The sequence below is a fragment of the Mesorhizobium jarvisii genome (genome assembly GCF_003601985.1).
In the GTDB taxonomy this organism is placed as follows: domain Bacteria; phylum Pseudomonadota; class Alphaproteobacteria; order Rhizobiales; family Rhizobiaceae; genus Mesorhizobium; species Mesorhizobium jarvisii.
In genome coordinates, this window is the sequence record NZ_QZXA01000023.1 from 12,823 (window position 1) to 33,601 (window position 20,779).

At 63.0% G+C, this 20,779-nt stretch carries 21 protein-coding genes; 6 read left to right on the top strand and 15 right to left on the bottom strand.

Going from position 1 to position 20,779, the window contains the following annotated elements; translation table 11 throughout:
* Positions 1-127 precede the first annotated feature (127 nt).
* Genes D3242_RS32730 through D3242_RS32740 form a run of 3 tightly spaced genes read left to right on the top strand, consistent with a single transcriptional unit; the run spans position 128 to position 1,762 of the window.
* Positions 128-313, top strand: coding sequence for a hypothetical protein (locus D3242_RS32730; protein WP_019858052.1), 186 nt, complete (start codon positions 128-130; stop codon positions 311-313).
* Between the two features lie 48 nt (positions 314-361).
* On the top strand, positions 362-1,051 hold the full coding sequence (locus tag D3242_RS32735; protein ID WP_223217735.1) for an iron-containing redox enzyme family protein: 690 nt from the start codon (positions 362-364) through the stop codon (positions 1,049-1,051).
* 24 nt (positions 1,052-1,075) lie between these two features.
* Positions 1,076-1,762 (top strand): Crp/Fnr family transcriptional regulator, encoded by a 687-nt coding sequence (locus tag D3242_RS32740; RefSeq protein ID WP_019858048.1) that lies wholly within the window; start codon positions 1,076-1,078, stop codon positions 1,760-1,762.
* Positions 1,763-1,885: 123 nt separating this feature from the next.
* On the opposite strand, the gene D3242_RS32745 is transcribed toward D3242_RS32740, so the two are convergent.
* Positions 1,886-2,158 carry a hypothetical protein gene (locus tag D3242_RS32745; protein WP_019858047.1) on the bottom strand — a complete coding sequence of 91 codons (273 nt, stop codon included), beginning with the start codon at positions 2,156-2,158 and terminating at the stop codon, positions 1,886-1,888.
* 408 nt (positions 2,159-2,566) lie between these two features.
* Here D3242_RS32745 and D3242_RS32750 point away from each other — a divergent pair, with 408 nt between their 5' ends.
* On the top strand, positions 2,567-3,472 hold the full coding sequence (locus D3242_RS32750) for an agmatinase (protein ID WP_064982405.1): 906 nt from the start codon (positions 2,567-2,569) through the stop codon (positions 3,470-3,472).
* A 22-nt stretch (positions 3,473-3,494) separates the two neighbouring features.
* Here D3242_RS32750 and D3242_RS32755 read toward each other — a convergent pair whose 3' ends face one another.
* The 6 genes from D3242_RS32755 to D3242_RS32780 all read right to left on the bottom strand — a co-directional run bounded on the left by D3242_RS32755 (position 3,495) and on the right by D3242_RS32780 (position 8,144).
* On the bottom strand, positions 3,495-4,274 hold the full coding sequence (locus tag D3242_RS32755) for a pyrroline-5-carboxylate reductase (RefSeq protein ID WP_064982407.1): 780 nt from the start codon (positions 4,272-4,274) through the stop codon (positions 3,495-3,497).
* 43 nt (positions 4,275-4,317) lie between these two features.
* Complete coding sequence (locus D3242_RS32760) at positions 4,318-5,202, bottom strand: aldose 1-epimerase family protein (protein WP_064982409.1); 885 nt, start codon at positions 5,200-5,202, stop codon at positions 4,318-4,320.
* Between the two features lie 174 nt (positions 5,203-5,376).
* Positions 5,377-6,093: a Bax inhibitor-1/YccA family protein gene (locus D3242_RS32765; protein ID WP_064982411.1), complete on the bottom strand. Its 717-nt coding sequence runs from the start codon at positions 6,091-6,093 to the stop codon at positions 5,377-5,379.
* A 43-nt stretch (positions 6,094-6,136) separates the two neighbouring features.
* Entirely contained in the window at positions 6,137-6,910 is a 774-nt protein-coding gene (locus D3242_RS32770) for an anti-sigma factor family protein (protein WP_038646717.1), read from the bottom strand.
* Positions 6,907-7,440: a sigma-70 family RNA polymerase sigma factor gene (locus D3242_RS32775; RefSeq protein WP_038646716.1), complete on the bottom strand. Its 534-nt coding sequence runs from the start codon at positions 7,438-7,440 to the stop codon at positions 6,907-6,909. The genes D3242_RS32770 and D3242_RS32775 overlap by 4 nt, the downstream gene beginning before the upstream one ends.
* 110 nt (positions 7,441-7,550) lie before the next feature.
* Positions 7,551-8,144: a histidine phosphatase family protein gene (locus tag D3242_RS32780; protein ID WP_038652645.1), complete on the bottom strand. Its 594-nt coding sequence runs from the start codon at positions 8,142-8,144 to the stop codon at positions 7,551-7,553.
* Positions 8,145-8,319: 175 nt separating this feature from the next.
* Between D3242_RS32780 and D3242_RS32785 the strand changes: the two genes are divergently transcribed.
* Complete coding sequence (locus D3242_RS32785; RefSeq protein WP_038646714.1) at positions 8,320-9,504, top strand: amino acid aminotransferase; 1,185 nt, start codon at positions 8,320-8,322, stop codon at positions 9,502-9,504.
* Positions 9,505-9,584: 80 nt separating this feature from the next.
* On the top strand, positions 9,585-10,409 hold the full coding sequence (gene mazG / locus D3242_RS32790) for a nucleoside triphosphate pyrophosphohydrolase (protein ID WP_038646712.1): 825 nt from the start codon (positions 9,585-9,587) through the stop codon (positions 10,407-10,409).
* 63 nt (positions 10,410-10,472) lie between these two features.
* On the opposite strand, the gene hflX is transcribed toward mazG, so the two are convergent.
* The 8 genes from hflX to dusB all read right to left on the bottom strand — a co-directional run bounded on the left by hflX (position 10,473) and on the right by dusB (position 20,606).
* Entirely contained in the window at positions 10,473-11,864 is a 1,392-nt protein-coding gene (gene hflX, locus D3242_RS32795) for a GTPase HflX (RefSeq protein ID WP_064982413.1), read from the bottom strand.
* Entirely contained in the window at positions 11,865-12,110 is a 246-nt protein-coding gene (gene hfq, locus D3242_RS32800; RefSeq protein WP_006202172.1) for an RNA chaperone Hfq, read from the bottom strand.
* 145 nt (positions 12,111-12,255) lie between these two features.
* Positions 12,256-13,119, bottom strand: coding sequence for a D-amino-acid transaminase (locus tag D3242_RS32805; RefSeq protein WP_019858036.1), 864 nt, complete (start codon positions 13,117-13,119; stop codon positions 12,256-12,258).
* A gap of 100 nt (positions 13,120-13,219) precedes the next feature.
* The gene (gene ntrX, locus D3242_RS32810) at positions 13,220-14,581 is read right to left on the bottom strand and encodes a nitrogen assimilation response regulator NtrX (protein WP_010909346.1); all 1,362 of its coding nucleotides are present in this window, start codon (positions 14,579-14,581) and stop codon (positions 13,220-13,222) included.
* Positions 14,571-16,853, bottom strand: a complete 2,283-nt coding sequence (locus D3242_RS32815) for a sensor histidine kinase NtrY-like (protein ID WP_019858035.1) — start codon at positions 16,851-16,853, stop codon at positions 14,571-14,573. The genes ntrX and D3242_RS32815 overlap by 11 nt, the downstream gene beginning before the upstream one ends.
* Positions 16,854-16,981: 128 nt before the next feature.
* On the bottom strand, positions 16,982-18,442 hold the full coding sequence (gene ntrC, locus D3242_RS32820) for a nitrogen regulation protein NR(I) (RefSeq protein ID WP_019858034.1): 1,461 nt from the start codon (positions 18,440-18,442) through the stop codon (positions 16,982-16,984).
* Positions 18,439-19,581 (bottom strand): two-component system sensor histidine kinase NtrB, encoded by a 1,143-nt coding sequence (locus D3242_RS32825; RefSeq protein WP_019858033.1) that lies wholly within the window; start codon positions 19,579-19,581, stop codon positions 18,439-18,441. Before D3242_RS32825 ends, ntrC begins: the two co-directional genes overlap by 4 nt.
* On the bottom strand, positions 19,578-20,606 hold the full coding sequence (gene dusB, locus D3242_RS32830) for a tRNA dihydrouridine synthase DusB (RefSeq protein ID WP_064982415.1): 1,029 nt from the start codon (positions 20,604-20,606) through the stop codon (positions 19,578-19,580). The genes D3242_RS32825 and dusB overlap by 4 nt, the downstream gene beginning before the upstream one ends.
* Positions 20,607-20,779 lie beyond the last annotated feature (173 nt).

Sequence of the window (20,779 nt, forward strand, 5' to 3'; positions counted from 1 at the left end):
AAGAGCATATCTCATTAGCCTATGGACTGTACGGCCAGGCCTTACGGAGGGCAAGTCCGCTCTCTTGACAGACCCGTCTTAGTCTAGGATATTTTAGGATGGTCTAAGATAACTGGAGGGTGGGGCGATGGCAACAGAATTGCCACCACACGTCAAAAAGTATCTCGACGACATGGAGGTCTCGGCGGATGCCCTTCCACAGGACGCCTGGGAGACGTTTGCCAGCCTTTCGGGGGGCGAGATACTCCTCCTAAGGAAGCTGCGGAAGGACCTGGAGAAAGCAGATGTCGACGTCGTCATCAAGGTTCATTAGCCGCGCTTCTTAACCACCGGGATGCTTCTTAACCACCGGGATGCCGGCATGAGCGGGATCGAGATTGGGGCCGCTACTACGCCGAGCATTCGCCTCCGGCGGAAGATCGATCTTGCGGTTCAACCGTACGCACAGTCATGCCGCACCCTTGTGACGCACCCGAGGCTTGCTGACTTTTGGCCACAGTTCCTGCTCACTCAGCACCAAATCATCCGCGCAACGGTGCCCTTGACCGAAGCAGCAGCGGAGCGGGCGGACAAAATGGCGGCTGCTGACCCTGCCGCATCCGGCCTGGCCAGATATCTGAAGGAGCACGTCAAGGAGGAGTTGGGGCATGATGACTTGCTGCTCGATGACCTTGAACTGCTGGGTGTGAAGCGGGCGACGGCGCTGAGCCGCATACCATCTCCCACGGTCGCGAGCCTGGTGGGAGCGCAGTACTACTGGATCCATCACCATCACCCTATCGCGTTCCTTGGTTTCGTCGCGTTGATGGAGGGACACCCGCCGACACCCAAGCTGATCCAGACGCTGATCTCCGCGACGGGGTTTCCGCATGCGGCTTTCCAGACACTCACCGAGCACGGTGAGCTTGATCCCGGACACCGCGATCGGCTCTACCGCACGATCGACGCCCTGCCCCTGACGGCCGAGCACGAAACCCTCATGGGTATCTCCGCCATGCATAGCGCCACGCTTCTCCCACCCACGATCGAGGAGATCCTCGAACAGGGGTAGCGAGGCGGCAATTTGGAAATCAAAATGGCCTCCGGCAACGCGAACGATGGAAATGATCTGCCGCGGCTTGCACGGATTGACCCACGCCTATTCGATCTTCTTTTCAGCGGCTGCAAGGTCGAACGCTACGCGGCAGGCCAGCATCTCTTCGTTCAGGAAGATCCATCCGATCGCATTTACGGGGTGATGAGCGGGACGGTGGAGATATCGATCTATTCGCAGGGCGGCCAGAGGCTGGTGGCCAATATCGAGCTTGCGCACAGCCTGGTCGGAGAGGTTGGCGCGCTCGACGGGCGCCCGCGCACCGCAACCGCCATCTGTCTGACCGCTTGCGATCTAGCCTCGCTCAGCCGGACGCAACTCTTCGATCGCATTGAAAAAAACCCATCTCTGGCACGGGCCATGATTGAGCTGTTGTGCACACGGCTGCGTTGGATCAGCAGCGAACTTGGGGATCACGCTTTCTTCGGCATCGAGGCGAGGCTGGCAAAGCGACTGGTCTTCTTGGCTGGCGTAATGGCGGATGGGTCAGGCTGGATACCGATTTCCCAGTCTGAATTGGCGGAATTCCTGGGCGCCACGCGAGAGTCCGTCAACAAGACGCTTAACAGTTGGCGCAACCGCTCGATCATCGCAATCAAGCGTGGTGGCCTGCGAATAACCAACGTCGGCGCCCTTCGTCATCTGGCCGAGTCACAGAACGACAACTGATGTTCGCCACTTCGCAAGGGCGGAATGAGAGCCGCCAAATCGGATCCTGACAGTCCGTAGGAATGTCACTCCCCGCTCGATGCGGGAGAGCGGTAGCTCTAGCCACCGCTCTCCACTTGTATCTCAGTTGCGGCAATTGGGGCTGACAGGGTCATACTGGTGCGGGCTAACCCCCATGCAATTGGAGTTCGAAACGCCACCAGCCAACCCGATCGATCCTGTCTGGAACCCATACACCGCTTCTCCTGAAGCCAATGGATGTTGGCCCTTGACCTGTCCCGGGCCCTCGAAGTCACCATTGTCGGCACGAAGGCTGTGCACGAATGTCGAGTCGATCGCGAACGCGGGCGCGGCAAGCATGAGCAATGCTGATGCAACTGTAATGATCTTATACATTTTGATCTCCTTTGTTTGGTTCCACCACAAATTACGACTAGAACGAAAAGTTACCTATCTGCGAAGACCGTCCTGCTCGTTTGATCTTATATTTCTGCTGCAAGATCTTTTCGCAAGGGCGGGTAACTTTCTGTTCTGACATATCCTGTACGCCGCGCACGAATTTGTATGTGAAGGAGTTCACAAGAGGCTGCCAATATGACGTAGGTCGTTTTTCGGGGCAGTAGTCTGCCCGCCTGTCGAGAAGCGTCTGGAACAGATCCAGCGCGAGATCGACGGCACGACAATCGACTATAATCGCAAAAAATTCAGGGATGATCGAAGGCGCCGTGCTAGGCGACCTGCTTTGCGGCAGTCGGTGTTACTTGGTAACTTCCCCAGTCCGTGCCATCAAGGACCACCAAGAAAATGTCGCCATCATTCCTCGCCCTTCCCGATCGCCTCGCGGATGGCCGTACGCCTCGTGCGGTGATCTTCGGCGCCGGGCACGGCAGCACCTATCCCGGCAAGGACAGCAGTGGCCATGCGTTGGCGGCCGACGCCATCCGTGCGGCCAGCCAGGATGACGCCCCGCTTGTCGGGCACTGGGATTTCGATCTTGGCGGCCCGTTGTTCGACGGCAAGCCGGTCTGCTGCATCGATGCCGGCGACATCTCGACCATCCTGCACGACAATGCCGAAAACAGGGCCCGGATCGAGGCGAGGACGCGCGAGGTCCTGGCCTTGCCGGCCGTGCCGATCCTGCTCGGCGGTGACGATTCCGTCGTCATTCCGTTCCTTGCCGGCTTTGCCGATCACGGACCGATCTGGATCCTGCAGATCGATGCCCATATCGACTGGCGCGACGAGGTGCATGGAGAACGCCACGCCTATTCCAGCCCGATGCGAAGGGCAAGCGAGATGCCGCATGTCGCGGGCATGGTGCAGGTTGGCCTGCGCGGCGTCGGCAGTGCGTGCCTTGCTGAAGTCGAAGCGGCGCAGCACTACGGCAGCCGTTTCGTGACCGCGCGCGAGGTTCATGCACAAGGCGTGGAGGCGGCGCTCAGGCATATTCCGGAAGGCGCACGGGTGGTCGTCACCTTCGACTGCGACAGCCTTGATCCCGGCATCATGCCGGGCGTGGCGGCGCGTACGCCCGGCGGCCTCACCTACACGCAGGCGATCGACCTGATCGCGGGCCTTGGCAAGAGGACCAGGATCGCGGGATTCGACCTTGTCGAGCTCTATCCGCCGGCCGACATTGACGGCCTGTCGGCCCAGACCGCCGCGCGCCTTCTGGTCAACGTGATCGGCACCATCGCCCGGCAGGTTTGAAACCCATCGCAAAACTTTCCCGTCAGGTGGCGCCAACCGCTGAAATGCGCCGATGCACGCCGTCCAGGCTTTCCGCCAGCGCATCGAAGACGTTGCGGGCCGTGAGTTCCTTCAGGACCTGCTCGTTGATGCCGCCACGGGTCGCATAGTCCTGCGCCAGATGCGTGAAGTCCGCCTCAGGCGCCGTCTCCGGAGCGTGCCCGAGCGCCGTGAAGAGCGCGGCGATATAGTCACGCCCCTTGGTGTCTGGCACATCATGCGCTTTCAGCCAGCGATGGATCGTATCGAGGTACTTGAAATAGGTGGCATAGGTCGCGGTCACGACGCTCAACGCGTCGAACTCGCTGGAACTCTCGACCTCGATCACCTTCCCCAGTCCGCCGAACAACGCGGTCACGTCCGGATCAGGCGGATAAATGATCGTCGCCCCCAGCCGCCGGGCGATCATCGGCATGGGCAGCGCTTTGGTCACGCGGCTCGCCGGTGCGGTCAGGCCGGCTATCTCCTCGTGCGACAACGTGGCGATCAGGCTGATGAGGTGATGGTCGCGCCGAAATTTCAATTCAGGCAGCACCTGATGGGCATCTTGCGGCCGGACAGCCAGCATGACGGTATCGCAGTCGTCGAGCACCTCCTGATTGTCGGCGGCAACGCGTGTATTCGGATAGCGGGAAGCGAGCTTCGCCGCGATCTCTTCGTTGCGCGGCGACAACACCACCGACACCGGATCGCCATCGAGGGATTTGAGCCCGACGACAATGGCTGAAGTCAGCGCACCTGTGCCGATGAAGCCGAGTTTCATTGGGTGCTCCCAGGCGTCGATTCTGCGGTTGGCCGTCGGTCGGTCACCGCCGGCCCGGCTCCAGGCCGATCTGGTAGCTCAGCGAACGCTTCGCCCCCGGTTCGATCAGCATCACGCCGGGCTTGTCAGTGAATTCGCCATCGAAATCGGTCGGGCTCGCTATGCCATGCCAGGGTTCGATGCACAGGAAGGGCGCGCCGCCGGGCTTGGACCAGATGCCGAGCTCCTCGGCTCCCTGCCATGACATTTCGATCGCCGGACCGCGCTCGGCCGCATAGCGCACGCTGGTGCTCGCTGGCCGGTCCAGGATGACGGCGTCGTCATCGAACAGCCGTTCGGACAGCGCAAGCGTCCTGCCATCGATGGGCGTCGGCCGCGGTTCCGTGAGCAGCAGGCCGTCCTTCAGGCGGCGGATCGGTGCCGGCTCGTCGTCGGAAAAGGTCAGCCGATAGGCCTCCTTGGGCAATTCCGGCAGCAACGGCCAGTTGAATGCAGGATGCGCGCCGATCGAAGCCGGCAACGGCTCGTCACCGGTGTTGGTAATCTTGAAGGTCACACCGAGCTGCTGGCGGTCCAGCGTGTAGGTCACGGCAAGGCGAAAGGCGAAGGGGTAGTGCGCGCGGGTGTCGGCGTCGTCGGTAAGCACCAGCGTGCAGGAGTGGGGTCCCCTCTCCTCCCAGGTGAACGGTTTGTCGCGGGCGAAGCCGTGCTGCGTCATCGGATAGGTCTGGCCGCGATGGCGCAGCCGATCGCCCGTCAGCCGGCCGACTATGGGGAACAGCACCGGCGAATGGCGCCGCCACTCCGGCCCGGCTTGCCACAGAAACTCAAATCCCCGCCCATCCTGCAGCGAAACCAGTTCGGCGCCTTGCTCTGCAATAACGGCCGAGATGCCGTCGCCATGAAGCGTTTGGCTGTCCTGTGCCACATGTCCTCGCGCGTCGGTGTTGAAGGCCGCTGCGGCGGCAGACTAACAAAAGCTCCTGGGGACTCAAGGCATAGACGGGTCTTGCAGGAACGAATTGTGGCCGGAGGATTTCTCCTCCGGCCACCTCTCCGCATCAAGGGCGAGAACCCCGCCCTTGCCCACAGCGGACAGTCGTTACTCCCGCTCGCCCGTGAAGTTCAGCAGCAATTGGAAGATGTTGATGAAGTTCAGGTAGAGCGAGAAAGCACCGAAAACAGCCAGCTTCTGGCGCGATTCCGCGTCGAAATTCTCGGCATATTGTTCCTTGATCGTCTGCGTGTCCCAGGCGGTTAGCCCGATGAAGACGGCGATACCGATCACCGAAATGGCGAACTGCAGCGCGGTCGAGCCGAGGAAGATGTTGACGATGCTGGCGATCACCACGCCGATCAGGCCCATGATCAGGAAAGACGAGAACTGGGTCAGGTCGCGCCTGGTCGTATAGCCGTAGAGACTGGTGGCGCCGAACATGGTGGCGGCGATGAAGAAGGTGCGCGCGATGCTAGTGCCGGTGAAGACCAGGAACACGGAGGCGAGCGACAGGCCCATCACCGCGCAGAAGGCCCAGAACATTGCCTGAGCGCTGGCCGCCGACATGGTCTGCATCTTGAACGAAAACAGCATGACGAAGGCGAGCGGCGCCAGCATCACCACCCATTTCAGCGGGCTGGAGAAGATCGGCACGTAGAGCGCCGGCGTCGACGACACCAGGAAGGCGACCAGGCCGGTGACCACCAGGCCGAGGCCCATATAGTTGTAGACGCGCACCATGTGCTGACGCAGGCCCTCGTCAAAGACGGCTCCGGCCTGGGCGCCGGTGCCGACGCGATATCCCAGATTGGGCGTGTTCATTTGCAGTCTCCTTTGTGGATCGGTCAGTAAAGCGTGGGGTCGATCAGTAAAGCGTTTTGGCGAGCGTCTCGGCGGCGCGGTCGAGGTCATGAACCCCGCTTTTCGCGACCACCGCATAGGCGACCTCGCCGATCTGGAAATAGGCCGAGGAAATGTCGCCCGACGGCGCGACGGTCGGCTTGACCACGTCGAAGGTTCCCGGCCGGATCGCAAACAGCGACACCAGGCCCATATCCTTGGTGTCGACAGCCACCTCGACGCTCGGGCCGAAGCGCGACGGATAGATCTGCACGTCGCGCACCTTCCAGTCCTTTGGCAGCGACGGCATGACGATCGCGGTCGCAGCACGGATCTCGCCGGCACTGTAATTGGGCGCTTCCGGCTGCGAGGGCATGGTCTCGCGCACCAGCGTCGTCCTGTGTGCCCGCACGGCCTCGTCGACATAGGCGGGCGGCTGCGGCGACGCGACGACCTTGGTCACCGACATCGGCCCGATGATGCCGTTTGCCAGCCAGCCGGCGGCAACGAAGGCAGCAACCGCAGCGGCGCGCTGCAGCACGCCGAAGATGCGGCCACGGACAAGCCCCCTCTCCAGCCGCCGCGCCGCGTCAGCGGTCGCCGGCCGGGCCATGCCCTTGGAGCCGGCAAGCGCCACGCGCAGCTCATCGCGGGTCCGCAGATCCGACATGACGCGCGCGGCGGCCTCCGGGCGAGTCGACAGGAAGGCTTCGACCTCGATGCGGCGGGTGACATCCAGCTGGTCGTCGACATAAGCGTCGAGGTCGGCGTCGGTCACCGGGTCGACAAGAGCGCTCATGGCTCACCTCCCACGATCTTGAGATGATTTTTTCCGCGCACCGGGGCGGCGTCTTCCATCTGGCGAAGGGCGGCGCGCGCCCTGCCGATGCGCGACATCAGCGTGCCCAGCGGCACGCCGGTGGCACTGGCCGCCTGCTGGTAGGAAAGCCCTTCGATGGCGACCAGATGCAGCGCCGAGCGCTGCTCTTCCGGCAGGTTGAAAAAGGCGTCCCGCACCTGCGCCAGGCGCACCGAATGCTCCTGCGGCGCCGGCGTGGCGGCATCGGCGAGGTATCCGGCCTGTTCGATGCGCACGGCTTCCGAGCGGCGCGAACGCATGCGGTCGATGAAGGCGTTGTGGACGATGGACAGCAGCCAGGCCCGCAGGTTTCCGCCGGAGCGGAAGGTGCCGCGCCGCTCATAGGCGCGCACCAGCGCGTCATGCACGAGATCCTCGGCATCCGCGCTGTCGCGCGTCAGCGACTGCGCATAGCGCCGCAGCGATCCGAGCTGTCCTATGATGTCAAAGCGTGGCATCGACCGTTTCATGCCCTGTTTACGGAGCATGTGGGGATTTTAATCCCAGCCGCGCCTTTTTTCTTATGCCCGGTGGTTTCGCCGGGGGATCGCGTTTGCGATCCCCTCGCCCTGCCTGGCTCTCAAGGGCGAAGCGTTGTTGCGGATTTGGGCGCGGCTACACCGCAGGCGCGCAACACCCATCTGCGGCCGTCGCTGCGAAAATCGGTGATGCTCAGCGGCTCGATATCGATCTTCCAACAGGCCGCAAGCGGAGCACCCAGAACATGCACGATCGCGGTCCGGATGACGCTGGCATGGGTCAGCGCGATTGTGTGGCCAGGCTTGGCCATCAACCGGTCCATCAACTCGGAAGCCCGGCGGGCAACGTCAGCCAGCGACTCGCCACCACGCGGCGCTGTGTTGGGGTCTGATAGCCAGGCAGCGATGCCCTCGGGCTGCTCCGCCTGCAGGTCCTCAAAACGCATACCGGCCCAGCTTCCATAGCCCTGATCCGCCAGGAGCGGTTCGACCGATGCGTCCAGCGATAGCGCCTCGGCGGTCTGGCGGGCGCGAAGCGCGGGCGCTGTCCACACGCGGTCGGCGCGGCGCAGCGTCCCGCGCATCGCCTTCGCCAGCGCCAGCGAGCGCGGCTCCAGCGGCTCATCGAGCGGAAACGACCCCCGCCGGGTCGCGGCCGTGGCGCCGTTGCAGATCATCGTCAGCCGTACGAGCATGAGGCAGTCATTCCTTGAGCCGCTTTCGAAGCGACGCATACGCTGCAATGAGAATAGCTGCTATCGTTTCGAAAGGCCGCGCCCCTGGGTGCCGCCCTCCGTTTTGCGCAATTAAACCGCTGGCGAAGTGCGCTCTATTTGCGTATCACTCCGCCGCGCCAACGGAACCATAGCGATGTTCGAAGAACTGCAGCCAGCTCCCGCCGACAAGATCCTGGCCCTGATCGGCCTCTATCGCGCCGATCCGCGACCCAACAAAGTCGACCTCGGGGTCGGCGTCTACAAGGATCGCGACGGCAAGACGCCGGTGATGCGCGCCGTTCGTGAGGCTGAAAAGCGGCTGCTGAACAGCCAGGACACCAAGACCTATCTCGGGCTCGCGGGCGACACCGGGTTCAACGCGGTGATGGCCAAGCTCGCCTTCGGGCCGGGCGCGGACATGACGCGCATCCGGGCGGCACAGGCGCCTGGCGGCTCCGGTGCGCTTCGCCTGGTGGCGGAGCTGCTCAAGCGGACCCGTTCGGACGCCACGATCTGGCTGTCGGACCCGACCTGGCCGAACCATATGCCGGTGATGCGCGCCGCCGGCCTGCAGATCCGCGAATACCCCTATTTCGATGCGACCTCTGGTGCTGTTCGTTTCGACGACATGCTGGCGGCGTTGCGGACGGCCAAGAACGGCGACGTGGTGCTGCTGCATGGCTGCTGCCACAACCCGACTGGCGCCAACCTCGACGCGGCGCAGTGGCAGGCCGTCACCGATCTGGTCGTCGAACGCGGCCTGCTGCCATTCGTCGACATCGCCTACCAGGGCTTTGGCGACGGCCTCGAGGCCGACGCTATTGGCCTGCGCCTGTTGGCGGCGAAAGTACCGGAGATGGTCGTTGCCTCGAGCTGCTCGAAGAATTTCGCCGTCTACCGCGACCGTGTCGGCGCGGCGATGATCCTGGCCAGGGACAGCGCGCAGGCCGACGTGGCGATGAGCCAGATGCTGTCGGCGGCACGTGCAATGTATTCGATGCCGCCGGACCATGGTGCCGCGGCGGTGCGCATCGTGCTGGAAGACGCAAGCCTGCGCGCCGACTGGGAAGCCGAACTGGAAGAGATGCGCCTACGCATGCTCAGGCTTCGCGTGGCTTTCGCCGAGGCGCTGCGCCGGCAGTCCAACTCCGACCGCTTCGACTTCGTCGCCAGCCATCGCGGCATGTTCTCGCGGCTTGGTCTCACGGAAGCGCAAGTCGAGCGGTTGCGTGCCGAGTACGGCGTCTACATGGTCGGCGATAGCCGCATCAATGTCGCCGGTTTGCCAGAGGACGGCATGGACGACCTCGCCAAGGCGATCATCTCCGTGCTCGACTGAGGCGGCTCAGCTGTGGACAAGGCCCCCTTGCAGGCTGACAGCGTTGGCCGCGCGTCGGGTCGCAGGATAGCATCCGCCGCATGACGCCATCCAAAGACATTTCGCGCCTGATCGAGATCATGGCGGCGCTGCGTGCGCCGAAGACCGGCTGCCCCTGGGACATCGAGCAGGATTTCTCGACCATCGCGCCCTATACGATCGAGGAAGCCTACGAGGTGGCGGACGCCATCGCGCGCGGTGACCTCGGTGATCTGCGGGATGAACTCGGCGACCTCCTGCTGCAGGTCGTCTACCACGCGCAAATGGCCGAGGAAGCGGGTAAATTCGCCTTCCCGGATGTCGTCCAGGCCATCACCACCAAGATGATCCGGCGCCACCCGCATGTCTTCGGCGACGAGGAAGCCCGCGGCGCCGGCATGGCCAAGGGCATGTGGGAGAAGATCAAGGCGCAGGAGAAGGCGGAGAAGCGGCAAGCCCGTGTCGCGCGCGGCCTCGACCCCGAAGACAATGGCAAGGGATTTCTGGACAGTGTTCCGGTCGCCCTGCCCGCTTTGACACGGGCGCTGAAACTTCAGGAGAAGGCTGCCCGCGTCGGCTTCGACTGGAGCGAGGCAGCCCCCATCCTCGACAAGATCGAGGAGGAGATCGGCGAATTGCGCGAGGCTCTGGCGAAGGGCGAGACGGCCTCGATCAAGGACGAGTTCGGCGACATGCTGTTCGCCGTCGTCAATCTCGGCCGTCATCTCAAGCTCGATTCGGAAGCCGCGTTGAGCGGCACCAACGAAAAATTCCGGTCACGCTTCCACTATGTCGAGCAGGCCCTGGAGAAGTCCGGCAACACGCTGGAGAAGGCCACCCTGGACGAGATGGAAGCGCTCTGGCAGGAAGCGAAGAGCGCGACGTAGGGCCCTATAGGCCGGCAATCAGGACGGAAAAGCGTTATACGCTTTTCCTGCAATTTCTCCGTCCTAGCCGTTGTTTTTACGGCGCAATCGGCTTTCAATCTCTTCGCGGGCGCTTTGCGTGGCCTTGAGCGAGATGGTGGCGCTGCCGTCTTCATTGTCGGTGCGCGAAACGATATCGCCATTGCGATACAGCCAATCGACAAGGCCGAACTGCGCCGGCTCGATCGTCACCGTAAGGTCTTCGAGCTCGCCAGCCATGCGCGTTTCGATAACCGCCTTCAGCGCATCGATGCCCTCGCCGGTCACCGCCGATATGGCGATCGGCGGACCCTTGCTGCCGTCGGCGGCATCGGCAAGCAGACGGCTCCTGTTGCCTTCGTCCAGCAGATCGACCTTGTTCCAGACCTCGATCACACGCTTGGCATCACTGGCGTCGACACCGAGGTCGGCCAGGATGCGCTCGACGTCCTCGGCCTGTGCCGCCGTGTCGGGATCGGAAATGTCGCGCAGATGGATGACGAGATCGGCTTCGACCACCTCTTCCAGCGTCGCGCGAAAAGCCGCGATCAGATGCGTCGGCAGGTCGGAGATGAAACCGACCGTGTCCGACAGGATGATCGGCGTGCCATGCGGCAGGCGCACGCGGCGCAGCGTCGGGTCGAGCGTGGCGAACAACATATCCTGCGCCAGCACGTCCGCGCCGGTCAGCCGGTTGAACAGGGTAGACTTGCCGGCATTGGTGTAGCCGACGATCGCCACCACCGGGAACGGCACCTTCTTGCGCTTGGCGCGGTGCAGGTCGCGGGTGCGACGCACCGTTTCCAGCTCGTGCTTCAGCTTGATGATCTTTTCCTGCAACTGCCGCCGGTCGGATTCGATCTGGGTTTCGCCGGGGCCGCCGAGGAAGCCGGCGCCACCGCGCTGGCGTTCAAGGTGGGTCCAGCTGCGGACCAGGCGGCCCTTCTGGTAGTTGAGATGGGCAAGCTCGACCTGCAGCGTGCCTTCCTTGGTGCGGGCGCGCTCGCCAAAGATCTCGAGAATCAGGCCGGTGCGGTCCAGAACCTTGGCATGCAGTTCCTTCTCGAGATTGCGCTGCTGCACCGGGGTCAGCGGATGGTCGACGATGACCAGCTCGGCGTCGTTTTCCTTGACGATCTCGGCGAACTCTTCAACCTTGCCGCTGCCGAGCAAGGTCGCTGGACGCGGATCGTTGACCGTCACGACAGCCGTATGGACAGGGTCGAGATTGATGGCGCGCGCAAGGCCGACCGCCTCGTCATGGCGAGCGTCCGCCGAGCGCGTCAACCGAGGGCGGTTGGTGTCGTCGTCGCCGCGCGGCTGGCGGGTAAGCACGGGCACAATGACGACAGCCCGGGTCGGCCCCTTGGCTTCCGTCCCGGGATGATGCGCTGGTTTTCCGCGAACCGTGCCGTCCGCGTCCTTCTCACGTGCCAATCAGGCGCCCTGGCTTTCCTCGCCATCGAACATCTGAACCGGCTGGCTCGGCATGATCGTGGAAATGGCGTGCTTGTAGACGAGCTGAGAGTGACCGTCGCGGCGCAGCAGCACACAGAAATTGTCGAACGAAGTAACCACACCGGTCAGCTTCACGCCGTTGATGAGGAAGATGGTGAGCGGGTTCTTGCTCTTGCGAACTGAATTCAGGAACAGGTCCTGAAGGTTTTGCGATCGTTCCGCCATTGTTCTTGTCTTTCGCCGATCCCCTTCGGTTTGCAAGCCAATGCGCCAAATTGTCGGGCACATGTCAAGCGCGCAAACACCGTCTTGTCGTCAGTAACGACAAGCAGAACGAGATATATTGATGTTCATTCCACCTGTGCGGTTATCAGGCTGGACTTTTTTCCGCAATGTCAAAAAAGGCCTGCCGTAACGAAAGTGTCACTGAGCCGGGATGCCCATTGGCCACAGGATCGCCGTCAATGGCCACGACCGGCATGGCAATCGTCGTAGCCGAACTGATGAACGCCTCGCGCGCCGCCTTGGCCTCGGCGACGGAAAAACCGCGCTCTTCGATCTTCAGGCCGAGCTTTGCCGCAACTTCGAACATGGTCGTGCGGGTGATGCCGCGCAGGATGCCGTGATCCGCTGGCCTCGTAACCAGGACGCCGTCCTTGGTGACGATCCAGGCGTTCGACGAGCCGCCTTCCTTGACGTTGCCGTCGGTGTCGACGAACCATGCCTCCTGAGCACCGGCCTCCTTGGCTTTTTGCTTGGCCAATACATTGGGCAGCAGTCCGACGGTCTTGATATCGACCCGGTCCCAGCGGTTTTCTGGCACGGTGATGACCGCGATACCGGTCTCTGCTCGCTTTGCTCCAGCCGCCGGATCGGCCTTTCTGGCAGTGACCACCAAAGACGGCTTGGTGTCCGCCGACGGGAAAACAAACTCGCGGCTGGCGACACCGCGCGTTACCTGCACATAGACCAGCCCATTGACGACATGGTTGCGGTTGACCACTTCGCGCAGGATGAGCGGCAGCACGTTACGCGCCACCGGCCACGCGATCGACAATTCGGTCAGCGAGCGGTTGAGCCGGGCAAGATGGCGCGGCATGTCGACGATGAAGCCGCGCGCCACCTCGCAGACCTCATAGACGCCATCGGCGAACTGATAGCCGCGATCCTCGATATGCACGGAAGCGTCCGCGTGGGCGACGTAGCGCCCGTTGACATAGGCAATGCGCGGCATTGGCGACCCCTGGAAAATTCTCGGGCTTTCTTATGCGATTCCGCCGCCGCCGTAACCGGCAAATGCTTGGACCACGCGCGGTTCAGCACAGGTCCGCGCGTCAGACGCCCAGCGACTTCAGTTTGCGGTGCAGAGCCGAGCGCTCCATCCCGATGAACTCGGCGGTCTTGGAGATGTTGCCGCCAAAGCGGTTGATCTGGGCGATCAGATAATCCTTCTCGAACTGTTCACGCGCTTCGCGCAGCGGCAGCGCCATGATGTGCTGGTCGGACTGATTCGGCGTTCGCGGCATGACATCGCCAATCTCGGACGGCAGAAGGTCCGCGGTGATCGGCGCATCGACGTCGTCGCCGCGCGCCAGGATCATCAGGCGTTCGACATTGTTGCGCAGCTGGCGCACGTTGCCCGGCCAATTGTGCGCCTGCAGAACGGCAAGCGCATCGTCGCCGATGCGACGCGGCTTGATGCCGGCCTGGCGGGCGATCTGCTTCATGAAATTGTCGACGAGATAGGGAATATCCTCGCGCCGCTCGGCCAGCCCCGGCACCATCACCGGAACCACCGCCAGGCGATGGTAGAGATCCTCGCGGAAACGCCCGTCGGCAATCATGGCTTCCAGGTTCTGCGAGGTCGAGGAGATGATGCGGACATCGACCTTGACCCGCTTGGTGCCCCCTACACGCTCGAACTGCTGCTCCACCAGCACGCGCAGGATCTTGTTCTGCGTCTCGCGCGGCATGTCGGCCACTTCGTCGATGTAGAGGATGCCGCGATGGGCCTCCTCCAGCGCGCCGACCTTGCGCTCGACACCGTTCGATTCGGTGCCGAACAGTTCGATCTCCATGCGTTCGGGCGTGATGTTGGCAGCGCTCAGCGTCACGAACGGCGCGCCCTTGCGGGCCGACAGCGTGTGAATGGCGCGCGCCGCAAGTTCCTTGCCTGATCCGGACGGGCCGATGATCATGACACGGCTGTTGGTCGGTGCGACGCGCTCGATGGTCTGGCGCAGCTGGCTCATGGCCGACGACATGCCGATCAGGTCGAAGGTCTCGCCGCTGCGCTGCTTGAGATCGGAAACCTCGCGTCGCAGCTTCGAGGTTTCCAGCGCACGCTCGGCGATGAGAATCAGCCTGTCGGCCTTGAACGGCTTCTCGATGAAATCATAGGCGCCACGGCGGATAGCCGAGACCGCCGTTTCGATGTTGCCGTGACCGGAGATCATCACCACGGGCAAAGTGGGATGCATGGTCTTGATCTCGTCCAGCAGCGCCAGGCCGTCCAAGCGAGAGCCCTGCAGCCAGATGTCGAGGAAAATCAACCTCGGCGCCCGGTCGGCAATGGCCGCCAACGCGCTGTCGGCGTCAAATGCCGTACGGGTTTCGTGACCTTCGTCGCTCAGTATGCCTGCGACGAGCTCGCGGATGTCTTCCTCGTCATCGACGATGAGAATATCAGACGCCATTATCGACCTTTTCAGTTTCTCTCTCGTGTTCCGACTTGCCTTCGCGCAACGGCGTGACGGCCGCGGGCGGCAGGATGATGCTGATCATCGCCCCGCGGCCGCCATGGAAATCCGCAGGCGCATCATGAAGTTCCAGCCTGCCGCCATGGTCCTCCACGATCTTCTTGACGATAGCGAGACCAAGCCCTGTGCCCTTCTCGCGCGTGGTCATATAGGGCTCGAGCAACCGTTGGCGATTCTCCCGCGGCAGGCCTTTGCCATTGTCGATGACGTCGATTCGAATCGCGCCATTCTGACGACCGGCTTGAATCCGGATTATGCCGTGCGAACCGTCCTTTTGTTCCAGTCCGTCGATCGCCTCGGCGGCGTTCTTGATCACATTGCCGAAAGCTTGCGCCAAAAGGCGACTGTCGAACGTGCCCTTGAGCGGTTCGTTACCGAAAATCCGCTCGAAGGTGATGTCGGCGCGGCTGACCTCGACCAGGAAGGACGCCTCACGCAGCGATTCGCGCAGATCGATGGCCTTCATCTCGGGCTTGGGCATGCGCGCGAAGGCGGAGAATTCGTCGACCATGCGGCCTATGTCCTCGACCTGCCGGATGATGGTGTCGGTGCATTGGTCGAAAACCTCACGGTCCTCGGTGATGACCTTGCCATAGCGGCGCTTGATGCGCTCGGCCGAAAGCTGGATCGGCGTCAGCGGGTTCTTGATCTCGTGGGCGATGCGGCGCGCCACATCGGCCCAGGCGGAAGAACGCTGCGCCTGGACCAGATCAGTGATGTCGTCGACGGTCACGACGTAGGATTTCTCCTCCGAGCCGTCATCGCCCGCCTCGACGGTGATCTGCACGTTGAATGTGCGTTCCGTGCCGGCGCGGAAAAACGTCACCTGCTCTCGGTAGACGGGCTTGCCCGACTGGCGGCCGATCTCGAAGACACGGCCAACATGCGGCAGAATGGCGGAAAGGTTCTGCCCGAGTGCAGCACTGGCGGAGATGGCCAGCATCGATTCGGCCGAACGGTTGACGATGGTGACGATGCCGTAGGGATCGACGCCGATGACACCGGCGGTAACACCGGCAAGCACGGCTTCGGAAAAGCGCCGCCGTTCGTCGATCAGGTCCTTTGCCGACAGGATCTCGTTGCGTTGCGATTTCAGCTCCAGCAGCATCTTGTTGAAGGTGTCACCCAGCGAGGCGACGTCGCCGTCGGAAGGCCTGACCGGAACCGCGACGTCTAGATTGCCTGTCGCCACCTCGTCGGCAGCGCCAATGAGCTGGCGAATCGGCCGCACGAGACGGTCGGCGACCGCGATGCCGGTCCAGATCGCCGACAGGATGATGATCAGGGTCAGCGACAGATAGGGCAGTGCGAAGGCCACTTGCGAGGTGCGCCTGTTGTCTTCGAGATTGCGATACTCGTCGGTGTTGGATCTGACGATCTGCCTCGCCTTGATCACCTCGGGATCGACAAGGCGGATGGTGTAGAGGTAGAGGCCCTCGATCTCGCGCAGCTTGACGATGGCGCCCATGATGTTGCGGGTGCGCGGCTCTATCAGCACCGGTTTGCCATCGGTGGCGCTGCTGACTGCGCCTTCCGGCGGTTCCGGCATGGCGAAATCGGCATCGGTCTGCGCGCTCATGACGAACGAACCGTCGGGCTTGATCAGCGCCGCATGGGCCAGCGACCGGCCCACCGCCTCCTTGTTCAAGAGGTCGAGAAAGCCTGTGCGATCAAGGCCGTAGAGTGTTCGCGACGCGTCGAGATCATAGGCCATCGACAGCGTCGTGCCCTGCAAGTTGCGGGCATTTTCCTGGACATAGGCATCGGCGATCGACAGCGAGGAATTGACGATCGTCTTGGTGCGGATCTCGAACCAGCGATCAAGGCCGATATCGAGCGTGATCGAGGCGATGATGGCCACCATGATGGCGGGAATGGCGGCAACCAGCGCGAACATGGCGACGATACGCACATGCAGGCGCGAAGCCGCCTTGCCGTGCCGGCGCGCCATGACGATGCGATGCACTTCGCGCCCAACCAGCGCCATCAGGAACAGCACGAAAGCGGCGTTGAGCGCGATCAGCGCCCAGGTCGTCCTGGCGTCAGGCGCGATCGGCGTCGCGCCGACCAGGATGGTGAACGAAATGGCCGCCATGACCAGCGCGCCGACAACCGCCACCACGCCGGGCAATGCCAGCAAGCGGCGACCGTCGCGCGCGCCGGGTTCGCTGAATAGCGGTTGGTTGAGTACAGGTGCCTGCGGAGCCATGTCGCCGTCTGGGAGCCAATGATTGCGTCCGATCTATGCAATGCATTGTGGCGATTATGCAACAAGTGTGACAATGGCGGAAATCTTTCGCCGCTCAGTCCCCTGAAAAGAGTGCGTCAGATCAGCGTTCAGCCCGGCCGCGACGATTTGTAGACGTTGACGCCCAGTTCGCGAATCTTCTTGCGCAGCGTGTTGCGGTTGAGCCCCAGCAGCTCCGCGGCCTTGATCTGGTTGCCGCGGGTTGCCGTCATCGAGGCCAGGACCAGCGGATATTCGACTTCGGACAGGATGCGCTGGTAAAGCCCGGCGGGCGGCAATTCGCCGGCAAACGAGGCGAAATAGCGCTGCAGGAAATGCTCGACCGCCTGGCCGATGGAGAGGTCGTCCGGAATGAGGTTGCCGCCGCCGGGCACCACGGGGCGCTCTCCGGTCTTCAGCTCCGCCTCGATGATTTCGGCGGAGATCTCATCCTGTGAATAGAGCGCGGCCAGCCGGCGAACCAGGTTTTCCAGTTCGCGCACATTGCCCGGCCACGGGTAGCGTTTCATCAGTTCGATGCCGCCGGACGAAATACGCTTGGTCTGCAGCCCTTCCATCTCGCCGAGCTTGAAGAAGTGGCGCACGAGATCGGGCACGTCCTCGGAGCGCTCACGCAGCGCCGGCAGCCTCAGCGGAACGACGTTAAGACGATAGAACAGATCCTCGCGGAACAGTCCCTGGTTGATCAAGGTGCGCAGATCCTTATTGGTGGCGGCGACGATGCGCACATCCGTTTTGATCGGCGTGCGGCCGCCGACCGTCGTGTATTCGCCCTGCTGCAGGACGCGCAGCAGGCGCGTCTGCGCCTCCATCGGCATGTCGCCGATCTCATCGAGGAACAGCGTGCCGCCCTCTGCCTGCTCGAAGCGGCCGGTGGAGCGGTTCTGGGCACCGGTGAAGGCCCCCTTCTCGTGACCGAACAGCTCCGATTCGATCAGGTCGCGCGGAATCGCCGCCATATTGATGGCAACGAACGGTCCGCCGCGACGGCGGCCATATTCATGCAGCGCGCGCGCCACCAGTTCCTTGCCGGTGCCGGATTCGCCCGAGATCATCACCGTCAGGTCGGTCTGCATCATGCGCGCCAGCATGCGGTAGATGTCCTGCATGGCCGCCGAGCGGCCGACCAGCGGCATCGTTTCGGGCTGTTCATCGGGCCGCGCATCGATCTTCGGCCGGCGGGGCTCCGACAGCGCCCGGTTGACGATGTTGAGCAGTTCGGTCAGGTCGAACGGTTTCGGCAGATATTCATAGGCGCCGGTCTCGGATGCACGGATTGCGGTCATGAACGTGTTCTGGGCGCTCATGACGATGACGGGCAGCTCCGGCCGCGCCTTCTTGATGCGCGGCAGCATGTCGAAGGCGTTCTCGTCCGGCATCACCACGTCGGTGATGACAAGGTCGCCCTCGCCCGCCGCCACCCAGCGCCACAAGGTCGAGGCGTTGGACGTGACGCGCACCTCGTGGCCGACGCGCGAGAGAGCCTGGTTGAGCACGGTGCGGATCGCCGCATCGTCATCGGCGACGAGAATATTGCCGCGAACGGTCATTTGCGGTCTCCTTCACCGTCTTCTTCAGCGCCGAACGGCGTTTCCTTCCAGGCCGGCATCAGGATGCGAAAGGTGGTCCCGCGCGGGGTCGATTCGCATTCGATGATGCCGCCATGCTCGCCGACGATCTTCGCGACCAGCGCCAACCCCAGCCCCGAGCCGTTCGGCTTGGTGGTGATGAAGGGATCGAACAGGATCGGCAGGATATCCTCCGAGACACCGGAGCCATTGTCGCGCACGCAGAACTCGAGCGGCAGCGACACGCGGTCCTGCGTGCCTGGAACCGAAACGCGGATGCCCGGCCGGAATGCGGTCGACAGCACGATCTCGCCATGCGGGTCGCTGCCGATTGCCTCGGCGGCGTTCTTGACCAGGTTCAGGAACACCTGGATCAGCTGGTCGCGATTGGCGAATACCGGAGGCAATGATGGATCATAGTCCTCCAATATCCTGATTTTCTTCGCAAAACCGTTCTTTGCGATCGCCTTCACATGGTCAAGTACGACATGGATGTTGACGGGGTAGCGATCGATCGGCCGCTCGTCGGAAAACACCTCCATGCGATCGACCAGCGAGACGATGCGGTCCGTCTCGTCGGTGATCAGCCGGGTCAGTGCGCGGTCTTCGTCGGAGGCGGACAGTTCGAGCAGTTGGGCTGCGCCGCGGATGCCGGAGAGCGGGTTCTTGATCTCGTGGGCGAGCATCGCTGCAAGGCCTGTCACAGAGCGTGCGGCACCGCGATGCGTCATCTGCCGGTCGATCTTGTCGGCCATCGACCGTTCCTGGAACATGACCACGACGGAGCCCGGGAATTCCGACACTGGTGCGACATAGAGATCGACGACCTTCTCGATGCCGAGGCGTGGCGACGACACATCGACCCGATACTCGTTGACCGGAGCCCGGCGCTCGCGCACCTGATCGACCAGGGTCAGCAGCGGGCTGCCGAAGGGGACGAGCTTGGACAGCGTGTTGCGCGCCAGCATGGTCGCGCTGGAGCGAAAGAAGTCCTCGGCATCGGCATTGGCGAAGGTGATGAACCCGTCCTCGCTGATCATGATCACCGGGCGGCGGATGGTGTTGAGGACGATCTGGGCGGCATCCGCCATTTCAGTTCCCTGGCCAGCGGTGGCGTTCATGCGGCGCTCCGCAGGCTCAAGGGTTGCGGATCGCGCGAAAACACATTGCGCAGCAAGGCAATGACGCGAGCCGGATCGAACGTCGTCAGGATGGCCTTTCGATGGTCGTCGGCGACGCCAACAGCATGGCGATCGAGATACCAGCCCAGATGTTTGCGCGCCTGGCGCAAACCGCTCTCGACGCCATAAAGCGCCAGCATGTCCTCGTAGTGGCCAACGATATAGTCGGCCAGAGCCGCGGCAGTCTGCGGCACGTTGGCCGCCGTTTGGCCCGCCGCCGCTGCCGCGATGCCACCGGCGATCCAGGGCACGCCGTAATGCGCGCGCCCGACCATCACCGCATCAGCGCCCGATTGATCGAGAATGGCGGCTGCCTCGGCCGGGGAACAGACATCGCCATTGGCAACGACCGGAATGGACACAACTTCCTTGACGCGAGCGATGGCGCGCCAGTCGGCCTTGCCCTGGTAGAACTGGCAGCGCGTGCGGCCATGCACCGTCACCATCTTGACGCCCGCCTGCTCGGCCCGGCGCGCGAGGATTGGCGCATTGAGCGCGCCTTCATCCCAGCCGAGCCGCATCTTGACCGTCACCGGCACCTTGACCGCGCCGACCACGGCCTCGATCAGCGACAGCGCATGGTCGAGATCCAGCATCAATGCCGAGCCGGCATAACCACCGGTGACCTTCTTGGCCGGACAGCCCATGTTGATGTCGATGATGTCAGCGCCCTCGCCCGCGGCGATCCGCGCGCCTTCGGCCATGTATGCCGCCTCGCGGCCGGCTAGCTGCACCATATGGACGGGCAGGCCCGAATGACGTATGCGCAGATCGAAGCCGGCTCTTCCCTTGGCGAGTTCGCCGCTTGCCACCATTTCGGATACAACCAGGCCCGCGCCATGCGCATGGGCGCGCCGCCGGAAAGGCTCGTCGGTGATGCCCGACATCGGCGCGAGGAATACGCGATTGCGGATTTCCACGCCGCCGACGTTCAAAGGCGCGGCCAATCTGGTTGAGTTAACCATGCACAAAAACCAAGCACGTCCATTCGTTGCACATTCTCTAGCCATATCAGCCGCAATGTGCAACGCGGAATGACGTCACATTGAGGCGCAATTGGGAAAATTCCGGACCCTTAGGGATTTGCCGTGACAAGGCGCCGCGCGTCCTTCATGGCGTGTGAAGGAGGCTTTGGAGT